This is a genomic window from Agromyces soli (genome assembly GCF_022811605.1).
GTDB classification, from domain to species: Bacteria; Actinomycetota; Actinomycetes; order Actinomycetales; family Microbacteriaceae; genus Agromyces; species Agromyces soli.
In genome coordinates this window covers 3,573,963-3,588,060 of the sequence record NZ_CP094533.1, presented here as the reverse complement: position 1 = coordinate 3,588,060, position 14,098 = coordinate 3,573,963, and the positions used below count along the sequence as shown (strand labels likewise).

Genomic DNA, 14,098 nt, shown 5'->3' with positions numbered 1-14,098 from the left:
TCGGGCGTGCTCACCGTGCGCCCACGGCGAGCGCGTCGCGCCAGCTCATGTCCCTGGCGGCCTTCACCGCGCAGACGACGAGCAGCATCCAGCCGCCCTCGAGCAGCGCGAAGCTCTCGGCGAAGCTCGTGACCGCGATCACCACGAGCATCATGGCGGGCCAGGCGTAGACGACGCTGCGGCGGTTCGAGGCGAGCAGCCAGGCGCGCACCAGGGCGACGCCGACGAGCGCGACGAGCAGCAGCGCGCCGATGACGCCCACTTGGAAGTAGGCGTCCATGTACGCGTTCAGGGCGGACTCGTGCGGGCGGCCGGTGGCCACCTCGATCCACGTGTACGGAATGCGGTCGGGCCATGGCCCGACGAACCCCCAGCCCTGCAGCGGGTTCGTGTTGAGGTACCGCGAGAGCTCGCGCCAGACGTCGAGTCGCACGTCGAACTCGCCGCGGGCGTCCAGCGCCTCGATGATCTGCACCCGGAACGCCCAGCCGAGCACCACGGCGACGACGCCGGTGCTGATCAGGGCCAGTTGCCAGTTCCGGCGGGTCGCCGGGCGCGCACGGCGGAGGCCGTAGAGCGCGAGGGTCGCGACGAGCGCCGCGCCGAGGGCGATCCAGGTGGTGGGGGAGCCGGAGAGGACGAGGCATCCGGCCGCCAGGATGAACGAGGCGATCGCGCGACCGCGCAGGACGCTCTTGGTGCGCCACTCGATGACGAAGGTCAGCAGCGCGATGAGGGCCACGAAACCGAGCAGGTTGCGCGAGCCGAAGAGCCCCTGGATGGGGCCGAGGCTGGCGAGGTCGCCCTTGATGCCGAGGAAGACGATCGGCAGGTCGAGCAGCAGGCCGGACAGCACTTCGAGCACGAGCGACACCGACAGCAGCAGCCGCAGCACGTCGCCGAACGCGCGGACGATCTGGATCGTGTCGCGCATGAGCGCGACGTACACGCCGAGGACGGTGAAGGCGACGAGGTAGGCGACGCCTGCGGCGCTCCGAGCGGGGGTCGCGCTCCAGATGACCGACGCCGCGCACCAGCCGACGAAGACGAGGATGGTGAGCGGGAGGATGCCGTACCACTCGACCGCGCGCCACCTGGCGACGAGCGAGACGCCGCAGAGCGCGATGAGGGCGGTCAGGGCGGCGAGCAGCCCCGGCCAGCCGACGAGGCTCCGGATCGCGTGCGTCGAGAACGCGAGTCCGATCGCGATCAGCGTGAGCGCCTGGGCGAAGCGGGCGGACCCGGCGAACTCGCGCAGGGCCGCGACGGCCGTGCGTTCGGTCATCGGCGAACGCTCCGGATCATGCGTCCGCCTGCGGCGGCAGCCGGTGGGCTGGGACGGGCGGCGCCTCGGCGGGCATCGGCTCCGGCTGCCACTGGCCGCGCTTCGTCGACCAGGCGATGACGACCAGGAGCGCGAGGCCGCCCTCGACGAGCAGCCGGCTCTCGGCGAAGCTCTGACCGATCAGGGCGACGAGCAGCAGCAGCGGCGCGAGCGAGGCCGCCGTGTGCCGCAGGCGTCGCCCGACCGCGTCCATGGGCGGGTCGACCGCGAGGAACCAGCTGCGCCAGAGCGCCCCGATCACGACGGCGGCGAAGGCGAGCAGCCCGAGCACGCCGAGCTGCATCCAGACGTCGAGCCAGGCATCGTGCGCCTGCAGATAGGTGACGCCCTTGCGCACGGCGAGATCCTCGAACTCGGGCACCCAGGGCATCCAGTAGCCGATCCAGCCCCAGCCGAACCAGGGTCGCTCGAGCGCCATGCCGACGACCGCGTTCCAGATGTCGAGGCGGCCGGTGAGGTCCTCGCCCTTGCCGAACAGGCGCAGCAGGAGGTCCCAGCCGGCGATCAGGGCGGTCGCGCCGGCGACGAGGGCGGCGAGCGCCGTCGCGTAGACCCGTCTGCGCCGCTCGGGCCCGACCCGCCTGGCCCACACCGCGAAGCCGAGGGCGACGGCGACGAGGACGCCCGCGAGGATCACCGTCGCCGAGCGCGTCAGTGCGAGGGTGAGCACGGCGACGACGAGCCAGGCGATGCCCGGGCCGCGGCGCACGCTGCCGGCCGCGAGCATCGTGGCGAACAGGATGACGGCGAGCAGCGCGACCATCGCGAGCAGGTTGCGGCTCGCGACGACGCCCTCGATCGGGCCGCCGTCGAGCAGCAGCCCGCGCGACCAGTAGAACGCCATCGGCAGTTTCTCGCCGGTGACCTCGAAATCGGGGAAGTTCGGCAGCAACGGCGCCCGCACGAAGACCGCCACCCAGAGCTCGAAGAGGAGGGAGAGGGCCAGGATCCACTTCAGGGCGCCGGCGAGGGCGCGAGCGAGGCGGTTCCAGCTCAGCGAGATCGCGAGCGCCACGCCGACGAAGATCGTGACGAGCGCGAGCGCGACCCCCAGCGCCGAGGACGCCGGGTAGGCGGACCAGGCGATCGACGCCGTCGCGACGAACGCGAAGACCAGGGTCGACTTCGGTACGCGTCGCCAGCTCCACGCCGGGCGCTCCGCGAGCACGAGCCAGACTCCGCCGACGACGACCAGGAGCGCGACGGCCCCGAAGCCCCACCAGCCGAGCAGATTCCGCCAGAACTGTCCGGCGAACAGCGTGAAGAACGCGAAGGTCGCGTACGCGCCCACGAGCGTGTCGCGCCGGGCCGGGGTCATGCGGTCAAGCGTAGCGCGGCGGCTCAGCTCCCCGTGGTGCGGCGCACGGGCGGCGTGGCCGGCTGCTGCACCCGGACGTCGACCACCTGGCCGGTGAGCCCGGAGTCGAGCACGGCCAGCGAGACCCGGGCCACCTCGTCGGGGTCGAGCAGGGTCGCGGAGGGCTCTTCGCCGAACGCCCGCACGCGCATCGGGGTGCGGGTGCGCTGCGGATTGATGCAGTTGACCGCGACCCCGGCATCGGCCCACTCGTCGGCGAGGGCCTGCGTGAGATTGACCACGCCGGCCTTGGTGGCCGAGTACATGCTGTACCCGGCGCGGCCCCGCGTGTAGGAGCTGGACGTGAAGAGCAGCAGCTGGCCGCCGGATGCCTCGAGGTAGGGGTACGCCTCCTGTGCGACCTTGGCCGGGCCGACGAGATTGGTCTGCACCGTGCGTTGCAGGCGCTTCTTCGAGGTGCGGGTGAGCTCGGACATCGTGAGCAGGCCGGCGGTGACGACGACGTAGTCGATCGCGCCCGACTCGGCGGCGGCGGCGAGCGCCCGGCGCACGGCCTTGCGCGAGCTGACGTCGGTGCCCGTGGTGCTTCGGCTGAAGGCGTGCACGGTCGCCCCGGCGGTGCGGGCCCGCTCGGCGATCGCGGCGCCGATGCCGTAGCTGCCGCCGAACACGACGACGGACCGGCCCTCGAGCCTCGGCAGTTCGGCATCGCTCGCCTGCGCGGCGAAGGAGGCGGACTGCAGCTGGAAGATCTTGTCCGCGATGTGCAGGTCGAGCGGCTCGGTGACCTTCATGTTCTCGGCGGTGCCCTCGATCACCTTGATGTGCACCTCGGGCAGATACGTGAACACCACGCCGCAGTCGTCGGTCGCCGCGAACGCGGGGTCGTCGGCCGCGAGCGCGTAGGCGCGGCGGATGACCGGGAGGCGGAAGCCCTGCGGCGTCTGCCCGCGACGCAGGGCCGCCCGCTTCGGGATGCCGGCGATCACGGAGTGCTCGTCGACCTCGATGATCGTGTCGGTGGAGGGGATCGCCGTGTCGACCGCGTCGTACTCGTCGAGCGCCGCGATGCAGTCCTCGATGATGCGGTCGTCGAGGAACGGGCGGACCGCGTCGTGGAAGAGCACCTTGCCGTCCGCGGGGAGGACGGCGAGGGCGGCGTTCGTGCTGTCGTTGCGGGTCTCGCCGCCGGGGATGATGTCGACGAGCTTCGTGAACCGCGCGTCGTCGCGAAGGTGGTCGAGCTCGTGGATCGCACTCGCGTTCATGACGACGAGCACCTCGTCGATGGCCGGGTTCGCGTCGAGCCGCTCGAGCGTGTGCTCGACGATCGCCTTGCCGGCGATGCGGATCAGCTGCTTCGGCATGCCGAGGCCGACACGGGTGCCGACCCCTCCGGCCAGGACGACGGCGGTCGTTTTCAGGGGGACTCACTCCTTCGGGCGGGCGCCCGCAGGGCCCCGCGAGCGGGCGAATTCGCCCGGCGCGGGCGGGGACGTGGGTTCGATGCTAGCCCGTGGCGACGACGGAGTCGAGTTCCGGAGGCCATTTGGGATACTAGACTCGAGCTGGCTCGCGCGCTGCGCCGGGCGCGCGGATCCGAAATGGAAGAGAAGAGAACGGTGGAGACCCCAGCAGTGCGGAATAGGAAGATCTGGCTGTTCAATGCCGCGGAATTCGCCGGGAATCCGAAGTGGCTCTTCGAGTACGTCCGCCGGTTCCGCCCCGACATTCGGGCGTACTGGATCACGGAGTCGGCGGAGACGGTGCAGCGACTCCGCCGTCTGGGCTACCAAGCGTTGAGCTTCTCAGCACCCGAGAGTCGACGGATCCAGCGCGCCGCGGGGGTCTTCGTGGTCAATCAGGTCAAGGAGCGGATCCCCGATGCGATGCGCGGGATCGTGCTGCTGAACCTCTGGCACGGGGTCGGCGTGAAGCGCGTCGAACGCGCCATGACGACGGGGGTCCTCATGCCGCGGATCGCGGGGAAGTACATCCGCAACAACAAGGCGTACCGCGACACGCAGTTGTTCCTCGTGTCGTCGGAGCTGATGGAGACGCACTTCCGCGAGCAGATCGGCTTCGACGAGTCGCAGGTGATCCGGGCGGGGTATCCGCAGAACACCTACCTCCGCGCCCACGGCAGCATGACGACGTTCGATCATGAGCTCCGGGGCGCAGACGGGCTCACGCCGCGGACGAGCGTGATCTTGTACGCGCCGACTCATCGGGTGAGCGGGAACGCCGGATTCCTCACTCGAGCGCTTCCCGACTTCGACGCGCTCGTCGCGGTGCTCGAGGCCAACGACCAGCTCCTCATCCTGAAGATGCACCCGCATCTCGTCGGCGACCGCGCGTACCTCGAGCTCAAGCGCCGGTACGGGCGGCATCCGAGGCTGCGATTCTGGGACAACGCCCACGACGTCTACGAGGTCTTCGACCAGATCGACACGGCGATCATCGACTACTCCTCGATCCACTACGACTTGATCGCGGCCGGGGTGACGTCGTTCATCCGCTACGTCTTCGACCTCGACGCGCCCGAAGCGCTCGAGCCCGGGTTCGACTACCTCGAACTCTCCCGCGGCACGATCGCCGCGGACTTCCCCGCCCTGCTCACCGCCCTCGGCGGCGACAACCGAGTCGCCGAGGCGGAGCTCGACGAGCTCAGACGGCAGTTCTGGTCGTACGACGACGACGCGTCCATCGAGCGCATCATCGAGCACGCCCTGCAGTACGAGGTGCGCGACGTCGAGCTGCCGACGCTCTACAGCTTCGACGTCTTCGACACGGTCATGCACCGCCGCGCCGTGCGGCCGGTCTCGATCTTCCTCGCAGTCCGCCGGGAGATCGCCCGGGCGGGCGACGACTTCCCCCAGTTCCTCGCGCAGCGCTTCGTCGAAGTCCGCCAGCAGAGCGAAGCCGCCGTCCGCGAAGGACTGCGGAAGGACCCGCGCCGCGCAACCGGGGCCGAGTTCGAGATCACCTTCGACGCGATCTACGAACGGATCGGGCGGCTCTTCGATCTCGATCAGCCCCAGCTCGACCGGATCAAGGCGTGGGAGATCGAAAGCGAACTCCGCGACGTCGTGCCGGATGCCGAGATCGTCGCCAGGGTGCGCGAGCTGCACGAGGCAGGGGAGCGGGTCATCCTGATCAGCGACATGTACCTGCCGCGCTCGGTCGTCGCACGCATGCTGGAGCGTGCCGATCCGCTGCTCGCGGAGCTGCCGCTCTATCTCTCGAGCGAGCACGGCGTGCAGAAGTCGACGAAGCAGCTCTATCTCCGGGCCTTCGTCGACGTCGACTACGACTTCGAGCGCTGGGTGCACACCGGCGACAACCCGCACGCCGACGTCCGGATGGCCGCGCAGCTCGGCATCACGACCGTCAAGCTCGAGACGCCGGTCTTCGACGGCTACGAGCAGGCGATGGCGAACACGATCGGCTCGTACGACGGCTATCTGCTCGCGGGCTTGAACCGCGCCAAGCGGTTCGAGGGAGCGTCGCGAACGGAACTGTTCGCCTACCGGACCGCCTCGCTCTACCTGGTCCCGTACGTCGTGTGGGCGGTCCGGGACGCCGTAGCGCGCGGCTACGAGACGCTCTACTTCATCTCGCGCGACGGTCACCTGCTGCGCGGCATCGCGGAGCGGTGCATCGAGGAGCTCGGGCTCCCGTTGAAGACGCGCTACATCCACGGATCGCGCCGCGCGTGGCGGCTCGCCTCCCAGCTCGACGGCATCGACGACGACACCTTCGCGCCGCACGGGAGCTTCGGCGGCATCCGCACCTTCGCGGGGCTCGTCGAGGCGTCCCGACTGGAGGAGCGCGAGCTGCTGGAGCTGTTTCCGGACTTCGCGCGATTCCGCCGGGCTGGTGGGTTCAGCGCGCACGAGGCGGCCGGAATCGTGGAGACGATGCGGGCCTCGCACGCCTTCCGCAGCAGGCTCGCCGAGATCGCGGCCGCGGATCGCGAACTCGCCACGGCCTACCTGGCGCAGGAGATCGATTTCGACGAGCGGTTCGCCTTCGTCGAGTACTGGGGGCGCGGCTACACGCAGGACTGCCTGGTCCGGCTGTTCGAATCGATGGGGGTGGAGACGGGCGCTCCGTTCTATTACGCGCGGAGCATCTACCCTTCCGCCACCGCGGCCGAGCGGCACAACTACACGTCGGCCTCGTACTCGCTGCTGCTCATCGAAGCGATCTTCGCGAACCTGCCGTACGGCACGACCGAGGGCTACGACCGCGTCGACGGCCGCCTCGTGGCGCGCACCTCGCCGCGAGGTCACGACGCTGAGCTGCTCGAGGCGATGGAACGGATGCTGCCGATGTTCGCGGCCGACTTCCTCGCGCTGCCCGCACTCGACCAGGTCCAGCTCGCCCGCGACGCCTTCCGCTTCGGCTTCGAGCACTTTCGCACGCAGCCCGGATTCATCGATTACGTCGAACTGATCGCGCCGCTCCGCGACGCGGTGGAACTCGGCGGACACGAGCGGGAATTCGCGCCCGCGCTTCGCCTCGGCGACCTCGTCGCCTTCCTCCGTGGCAAGCCGATGAGCGAGATCACGAGATCGTTCCCGATCAGCATGACGCGCTCACGAGGGCTCGCCCCGAAGCTCTTCCGCCTGCAGCGCGAGGTGGGGTTGCGCCGGGTGGTCAAGCGACAGCTCCGCCGCCTCATCGGCGCGAGGCCGAACCGTCCCGGTGCGGCAGCGCCCGCTGCCGAGCAGTCCCGGCCGTCCGTGAACCCCGCGATCATGACCGATCCGGGCGCGTGAGCGGCCCCGGTGGCGGCGAGCCGGGTCCGCCCGACCGCACGTCGACCACCTGACCGGTCAGCCCGGATGTGAGGACCGCGAGCGACACGCTCGCCACGTCGTCGGGATCGAGGAGCGTGTGCGCGGGCTCCTCGCCGAAGGCCTGCGCGCGCATCGGGGTGCGGGTCCGTTGCGGATTGACGCAGTTCACGGACACCCCGGCCGTCGCCCACTCGTCCGCGAGCGCCTGGGTCAGGTTCACCACGCCGGCCTTCGTGGCCGAGTACAGCGCGTACCCGGCCCGTCCGCGGGTGTACGAGCTCGAGGTGAACAGCAGGAGCTGACCGGCCGAGGCCTCGAGGTAGGGGAACGCTTCCTGCGCGATCACCGCGGGTGCGAGGAGGTTCGTCTCGAGCGTGGACTGCAGGGCCTCCTGCGGCGTGTCGACCAGCGTGTTCACGTCCAGCCGACCGGCAGTGACGACGACGGCGTCGATCGGTCCGCTCGCAGCGGCCTCGGCCAGCGCGCTCGCGACCTGCGCTCGTGACGTCACATCGGTGCCCGTGTCCGTCCGGCTGAACCCGTGCACCCGGGCACCGGCCGCGCGCGCCGCTTCGATGATGCTCGCCCCGATGCCGTAGGACGCGCCGAACACCACGATCGAGCGGCCCGAGAGCCCCGCCTCGACCTCCAGGCCGTCCGCGGCGAACGACGCCGACTGCAGCTGGAACAGCTTGTCGGCGATGTGGATGTCCAGCGGTTCCGTGATCTTCAGGTTCTCGGCGGAGCCGACGACGACTTTGATCGGGACATCCGGGAGGTAGGTGAAGACCACGCCGCAGTCGTCGGTCGCCGTGAACTCCGGATCGGACGCGGCGCGGTCGTAGGCGCGGCGGATCGTCCCGAGCCGGAACGCCTGGGGGGTCTGGCCGCGGCGCAAGCGGGAACGCGGCGGAATGCCGGTGATGATCGAGCGATCGTCGACCTCGATGATCGTGTCCGCCGAGGGGATCGCGGTGTCGACCGCGTCGAACTCCTCGAGGGCGGCGACGCAGTCGGCGATGATCCGTTCGTCGACGAAGGGTCGGACGGCGTCGTGGAACAGCACTTTCGTCGACCCGTCGGCGGGCAGCGCATCGAGCGCGAGCCGGGTCGACTCGTTGCGGGTCTCACCGCCGGGGAGCACCGCCGACAGTTTGCCGAACCGCGGGTTGCCGAGGTACCGGTCGAGTTCGCGGATGGACTCGGCGTTCATCATGACGAGGATCTCGTCGATCGACGGGCTCGTCTGCAGCGCCTCGAGGGTGTGCTCGACGATCGCCTTGCCCGCGAGCCGGATGAGCTGCTTCGGGGTGCCGAGCCCCACGCGCTCGCCGACCCCGCCGGCGAGCACGACGGCGATCGTCCTCGTCTCCGCGGTCATCTGGTGATGGCCTTGAGCTGGTCGATGGCGTCGTCGATGGCGCCGTCGTAAACGAGTTCCCCGCGCCGGAGGACGAGGCCCCGGCTGCAGAGCTCGGCGACCATGCTGAGGTCGTGGCTGACGATGAAGAGCGTCTTGCCCGCCGCGACGAGCTCACGGATCTTCGCCTTGCACTTCTCGCGGAACGGCGCGTCGCCGACCGCGAGGACCTCGTCGACGAGCAGGATGTCGAGTTCCGTGTGAATCGCCACCGAGAAGGCGAGTCTGACGAACATGCCCGACGAGTAATGCTTGACCTCGGTGTCGATGAACTCGCCGATCTCGCTGAACTCGACGATCTCGTCGAAGCGGGCGTCGATCTCGGTCTTCGACATGCCGAGGATGGCCGCGTTGAGGTACACGTTCTCGCGACCCGAGAGGTCGGGGTGGAACCCCGCGCCCACCTCGATCAGTCCGGCCACTCGTCCGCGGGTGAGCACTCGACCACGGTCAGGCCGGAGCACGCCGGAGACGAGTTTCAGCAGCGTCGACTTGCCCGACCCGTTGTAGCCGAGCAGGGCGACCGCCTCCGACTCGCCCACGGTGAGGTCGATGTGCTGGAGCGCGTCGAAGGACGTGGACACCTTCTTCCGGCGCAGCCAGGCGACGAACGTCTCCTTGAACGAATGGGTGTGACGAAGCGTGTAGGTCTTGCGAACGCCTTCGATGATGATGCGGGGGAGCGGGGGTTCAGAGGTCCTGGGCAAAACGACCCTCCAACCTGCGGAAGACGAGCTGGCCCACGACGAGCGCGACGATCGCGATCACGATCGCGAGCGCCGAGATCAGCCAGAGATGCTCCGGACGGGCCGCGGACCCGCTCGTCGTCGGGAACCAGAATGCGGAGTGGAACAGTTCGACGGCAGCCGTGACCGGATTCATCATGTACAGGTCGAACAGCCACGGCGGCAGTTTGTTCTCGACCATCTGGAACGAGTACAGCACCGGCGAGGTGTACGTCGCGAACATGAGGATCAGCTCGACGAGGTTCTGCGAGTCGCGGAAGGTGACATTGATCGAGCCGAAGAGCAGGCCGAGGCCCGTGGCGATCAGCAGGATGATCACGATGGCGAGGAGGGCGCCGGCGAGCTGCACGAGGCTCGGGGCCCACCCGGAGAACAGGCAGACCGCGATGAGGATGGTGAGCTGCGGCAGGAAGTGCACGAAGGCGATGAACACGTCGGCGATGGGGAAGAGCTCGCGGGGGAGATAGATCTTCTTCACCAGCGCCCGGTTGTTCACGATCGACCGCGTGGCGTTGCCGAACGCCTCGTTGAAGAGGTTGACGACGACGATCCCGGAGAACAGGTACACGGGGAACGCTTCGATGCCCCGGTTGAGGCCGAGGAACACGCCCATCACCAGGTAGTAGATGAGGAACTGCGCGGCGGGCTTCACATAGGACCACGCCCAGCCGAGTGCCGAGCCGTGGTACCGGGTGAGGATGCCCTTCCGCACGAGCAGGCGCAACAGGTAGCGGTACCCGAACACGTCGAAGACGCCGCGGCCGGTGCCGGGCACGGTGAAGGCCGACAGGTCGACCGAATCGGGCTTGGACATCCTGACGATTGTATGCGCGTACGGTTGGTCGCAAGCTCTGAACCCACGCGCAGGCCGCCGTGCCGAAGAACGAGGCGACTCGAATACCCCAGAATGGTCTGGATCGACTTTCAAGGAGACACGTGAAGCTCTCGGTAATCGGCTGCGGCTACCTCGGTGCGGTGCACGCGGCGGCGATGGCCAAGCTCGGCCACGAGGTCGTCGGCATCGACACGGACGCGGAGAAGATCGCGAAGCTCGCGGCCGGGTCCGCGCCTTTCCACGAGCCCGGTCTGCAGGAACTGCTCGCAGACGGCATCGCGGCCGGGCGGCTGCGGTTCACGACGGACATCACGGAGGCCGCCGACGCCCGGGTGCACTTCGTGGCGGTCGGCACCCCCCAGCTGGCCGACGGCGACGGCGCCGATCTCCGCTACGTCCACGGCGCGATCGAGTCGCTCCGCCCGGTGCTCCGACCCGGCGCGCTCGTCGTGGGCAAGAGCACCGTGCCGGTGGGCACCGCGGCGGTGCTCGTGGACCGGATCGCCGAAACCGGGGCGTCGCTCGCCTGGAATCCGGAGTTCCTGCGAGAGGGCTTCGCGGTCGCCGATACGCTGACTCCCGATCGCATCGTCTACGGCGTGGTCGACGATGCCGACGCCGGGCTGCTCGACGAGGTCTATCGCGCGGCGCTCGAGGCGGGGACGCCCCGCATCGTCACCGACCTCGCCACGGCCGAGCTGGTGAAGACCGCCGCGAACGCCTTCCTCGCGACCAAGATCAGCTTCATCAACGCGATGGCCGAGATCGCCGAGGTCACGGGTGCGGATGTGACGACGTTGGCCGATGCGATCGGCCACGATGCGAGGATCGGCCGGCGCTTCCTGAACGCCGGCATCGGCTTCGGCGGCGGGTGCCTGCCGAAGGACATCCGGGCGTTCACCGCGCGGGCCGAGGAGCTCGGGCGAGCCGAGTCCGTCGCATTCCTGCGACAGGTCGACGCGATCAACCTGCGCCGTCGGGAACGCGTCGTCGAGCACGCGATCGAACTCCTGGGGGGCAGCGTCTTCACCCGGCGGATCGCCGTGCTCGGCCTCACCTTCAAGCCTGACTCCGACGACATCCGCGATTCGCCGGCACTCGATGTCGCGGCCCGCCTGTACGGACTCGGGGCGGACGTCGTCGCGACGGACCCGCACGGCATCGACAACTCCCGGGCGAAGCACCCGCAGCTCGAGTACGTCGCCGACGTCGGCGACGCGCTCCGCGGTGCGGAGCTCGCCGTCCTCGTCACGGAGTGGGCCGCCTACCGCGAGCTGGATCCGCGACGCACCGCCGAGCTCATGGCCGTGCCCCGCATCATCGACGCCCGCAACGCGCTCGACCCGGCGTCGTGGAAGGCAGCCGGCTTCGAGTACCGGGGGCTCGGCCGCAGCTGACCCCCGGCCGCGCCGCGTTCGCGTCGGGGCGGTGCGGCCGTGCTAGATCCCGGCGGCGGCGCGGATGCGTTCGATGAGGAACGGGGCCATCGACTTCATGTACGTCCCCGTGATGTGGCCCGCCGCGTCGCGGGCGACGATGACACCGCCGATCACGGCCGGGCACACCTCGTCGGTGCAGTAGAAGTCCGTCATGTCCACGACGTCGGCCCCGGCGTCGCGCGCGGCGACGAGCTCGACATCGTCCGGCTGCAGGGCGTCCGTCCGCGGTGTGGCGCACTCCTCGGGCGTCGCGCCGACACGGGTGAGGCAGGCGAGCACCGACTCGGGAACCGTGGGTGCGGCCGCCACGACGACCACGGCGGCCCCCGCGGCCTCGGCAGCCTCCCATCGCGAGCTGAACGACTCCGGCGGGGCGTCCTCGGTCGCCCAGCGCGCGGCCGTGGTGATGATCAGGTCGTAGCCGCCGCTCACGAGCCGATCCTGGACCTCGTCGGCCACCCGGTCGCAGTCGCTCACCTCGGGCTGGTCGCGCCATTGGCAGCCGTAGCCCGTGTACGTGTCGAGGGACCAGCCGAGCCCTTCGGCCTCCCCGAGCAGCGCGGGCAGCAGTGCGGCGGCGTGGCTGTCGCCCACGAGCGCGACCTTCAGCGCATCCGCCGCCTCCGACCCGAAGGTGCACGTCTTGAGCTCGCCGCCCTCGGGACGCCAGCACGAGTAGCCGCCCGCGGTGTCCTCGGCGAGATCGTCGAGGCTCGGCGCGACGTCGGCGAGCCCGCCGGCACGGTTCTCCTCGCACGCGTTGCCCGCACCGGGGGCGGCCGCGGCGCCGAAGCACGACGCGGACGCGTCGGCCGTCGTGCGCGCATCGCCAGGCATCGCGAGACGGACGGCACCGAGGCCCATGGCCACGACGAGGGCGGTGATGCCGACCGCCGTTGCGGCCACCTGGAGCCGGCTGCGGCGCTGCCGACGGGGCGGGCTCCCGGGCAGCAGCCAGTTCGAGCGCCGCACCGGTTCCTCGACGAAGTGATAGGACAGCACCGACAGCACCGCCGTCAGCGCCAGCGCGAGCGCAAAGTACCTGCGGGAGCCCTGCGGCACGAAGGAGACGAGGAGCACGATGACGGGGAAGTGCCAGAGGTACACCGAGTAGGAGATCGCCCCGACGTAGGTGCTGATCCGGTTCGTGAGCGGCCAGAGCGCCCGGTCGTAGCGAGGCTCGGCGCTGCTGCCCACCCCCGCCGCGATGACCGCGACGGTGGCCAGGACCGGCAGTGCGACCGTCGGCGCGGGGAACACGGAGGCCGAGTCGATGAGGAAGACGCTGGCGACGAGTCCGGCGAGGCCCGCCCATGCGAGAGTGATCCGCCAGCCGAAGGGGATCGTCAGGCTGCGCGTCAGCACGGCGGCCAGCAGGGCTCCGACGCCGAGTTCCCAAGCTCTCGAGAACGTCGAGAAGTAGGCGACGGTCGGGTTCTGCGCGGTCTCCACGACCGCCCAGACGAAGGAGGCGACGACGAGGACGGCGTAGGTGGCCACGACCGCGCGGCGGGCGCTCGTGGCGCCGCCCCAGCGGCGCAGCGCCACGAGGAAGACGATCATGGTGAGCAGCGGCCAGACGAAGTAGAACTGCTCCTCCACCGACAGCGACCAGTAGTGCTGCAGCGGCGAGGGCAGCTGGCCGAGCTGGAAGTAGTCCGTCCCGACGGACATCGAGCGCCAGTTCGCTCCGAAGAAGAACGCCCAGATGCCGTCGATCGCGACGGAGACCGCTCTGCTGCGCGGGAGGATGAGCGCCGAGACGGCGACCGTGACGAGGATGACGACCGTCGCGGCCGGGGCGATGCGACGGATCCTCCGCCGGTAGAAGCCCGAGAGCGAGAGCCGCTCGGTGCGCTCGAGCTCCCGCAGGATGTGCGAGGTGATGAGGTAGCCGGAGATGACGAAGAAGACGTCCACGCCGATGAAGCCGCCGCTCGGCCAACGGAACAGGTGATCGAGCACCACGACGACGACGGCGAAGGCGCGCAGCCCCTGAATGTCGGCGCGGAACCCGGAGCGGACGGGACGGACCGCCGCCTCCCCGGGCGTGTTCATCGTCGCCGACCGAGTCATCGATCACCTTCTTCATTCGACGCACGGTCGGACACCGAGCCGCAAAGAAGAGTACCCTCCCCATTCGTCGTCAGCGAGACGAGCGCGCCGACGTCGAAGAGGGTTCTCCGATCG

9 protein-coding genes are annotated in these 14,098 nt (G+C 69.8%); 2 read left to right on the top strand and 7 right to left on the bottom strand.

Annotated features, from left to right (window positions below; genetic code table 11):
• Positions 1-10: 10 nt before the first annotated feature.
• Genes MTP13_RS17195 through MTP13_RS17185 form a run of 3 tightly spaced genes read right to left on the bottom strand, consistent with a single transcriptional unit; the run spans position 11 to position 4,030 of the window.
• Positions 11-1,285 carry an O-antigen ligase family protein gene (locus MTP13_RS17195; protein ID WP_243568862.1) on the bottom strand — a complete coding sequence of 425 codons (1,275 nt, stop codon included), beginning with the start codon at positions 1,283-1,285 and terminating at the stop codon, positions 11-13.
• 16 nt (positions 1,286-1,301) lie between these two features.
• Positions 1,302-2,663, bottom strand: coding sequence for an O-antigen ligase family protein (locus MTP13_RS17190; protein WP_243568861.1), 1,362 nt, complete (start codon positions 2,661-2,663; stop codon positions 1,302-1,304).
• 23 nt (positions 2,664-2,686) lie between these two features.
• On the bottom strand, positions 2,687-4,030 hold the full coding sequence (locus MTP13_RS17185; protein ID WP_243568860.1) for a bifunctional cytidylyltransferase/SDR family oxidoreductase: 1,344 nt from the start codon (positions 4,028-4,030) through the stop codon (positions 2,687-2,689).
• 237 nt (positions 4,031-4,267) lie between these two features.
• Here MTP13_RS17185 and MTP13_RS17180 point away from each other — a divergent pair, with 237 nt between their 5' ends.
• On the top strand, positions 4,268-7,447 hold the full coding sequence (locus MTP13_RS17180; protein WP_243568859.1) for a CDP-glycerol glycerophosphotransferase family protein: 3,180 nt from the start codon (positions 4,268-4,270) through the stop codon (positions 7,445-7,447).
• Here the strand turns inward: MTP13_RS17180 and MTP13_RS17175 are convergent.
• From MTP13_RS17175 to MTP13_RS17165, 3 genes are read right to left on the bottom strand one after another with little or no spacing between them, the layout of a single operon-like run.
• On the bottom strand, positions 7,425-8,849 hold the full coding sequence (locus MTP13_RS17175; protein WP_243568858.1) for a bifunctional cytidylyltransferase/SDR family oxidoreductase: 1,425 nt from the start codon (positions 8,847-8,849) through the stop codon (positions 7,425-7,427). The genes MTP13_RS17180 and MTP13_RS17175 overlap by 23 nt on opposite strands.
• A complete protein-coding gene (locus tag MTP13_RS17170) occupies positions 8,846-9,595 on the bottom strand; it encodes an ABC transporter ATP-binding protein (protein ID WP_243568857.1) in 750 nt (249 codons plus the stop codon). The genes MTP13_RS17175 and MTP13_RS17170 overlap by 4 nt, the downstream gene beginning before the upstream one ends.
• On the bottom strand, positions 9,579-10,448 hold the full coding sequence (locus MTP13_RS17165) for an ABC transporter permease (RefSeq protein WP_243568856.1): 870 nt from the start codon (positions 10,446-10,448) through the stop codon (positions 9,579-9,581). The genes MTP13_RS17170 and MTP13_RS17165 overlap by 17 nt, the downstream gene beginning before the upstream one ends.
• Before the next feature lie 122 nt (positions 10,449-10,570).
• Between MTP13_RS17165 and MTP13_RS17160 the strand changes: the two genes are divergently transcribed.
• Positions 10,571-11,866, top strand: a complete 1,296-nt coding sequence (locus MTP13_RS17160; protein ID WP_243570877.1) for a UDP-glucose dehydrogenase family protein — start codon at positions 10,571-10,573, stop codon at positions 11,864-11,866.
• Positions 11,867-11,908: 42 nt separating this feature from the next.
• Here the strand turns inward: MTP13_RS17160 and MTP13_RS17155 are convergent, their stop codons facing one another.
• A complete protein-coding gene (locus tag MTP13_RS17155) occupies positions 11,909-13,984 on the bottom strand; it encodes an acyltransferase family protein (protein ID WP_243568855.1) in 2,076 nt (691 codons plus the stop codon).
• Between the last annotated feature and the right edge of the window lie 114 nt (positions 13,985-14,098).

Bases quoted from the DNA above. Each gene is read 5' to 3' on its own strand.
- MTP13_RS17195 (WP_243568862.1), bottom strand. From the start codon at position 1,285: ATGACCGAACGCACGGCCGTCGCGGCCCTGCGCGAGTTCGCCGGGTCC.
- MTP13_RS17190 (WP_243568861.1), bottom strand. From the start codon at position 2,663: ATGACCCCGGCCCGGCGCGACACGCTCGTGGGCGCGTACGCGACCTTC.
- MTP13_RS17185 (WP_243568860.1), bottom strand. From the start codon at position 4,030: ATGCCGAAGCAGCTGATCCGCATCGCCGGCAAGGCGATCGTCGAGCAC.
- MTP13_RS17180 (WP_243568859.1), top strand. From the start codon at position 4,268: ATGGAAGAGAAGAGAACGGTGGAGACCCCAGCAGTGCGGAATAGGAAG.
- MTP13_RS17175 (WP_243568858.1), bottom strand. From the start codon at position 8,849: ATGACCGCGGAGACGAGGACGATCGCCGTCGTGCTCGCCGGCGGGGTC.
- MTP13_RS17165 (WP_243568856.1), bottom strand. From the start codon at position 10,448: ATGTCCAAGCCCGATTCGGTCGACCTGTCGGCCTTCACCGTGCCCGGC.
- MTP13_RS17155 (WP_243568855.1), bottom strand. From the start codon at position 13,984: ATGACTCGGTCGGCGACGATGAACACGCCCGGGGAGGCGGCGGTCCGT.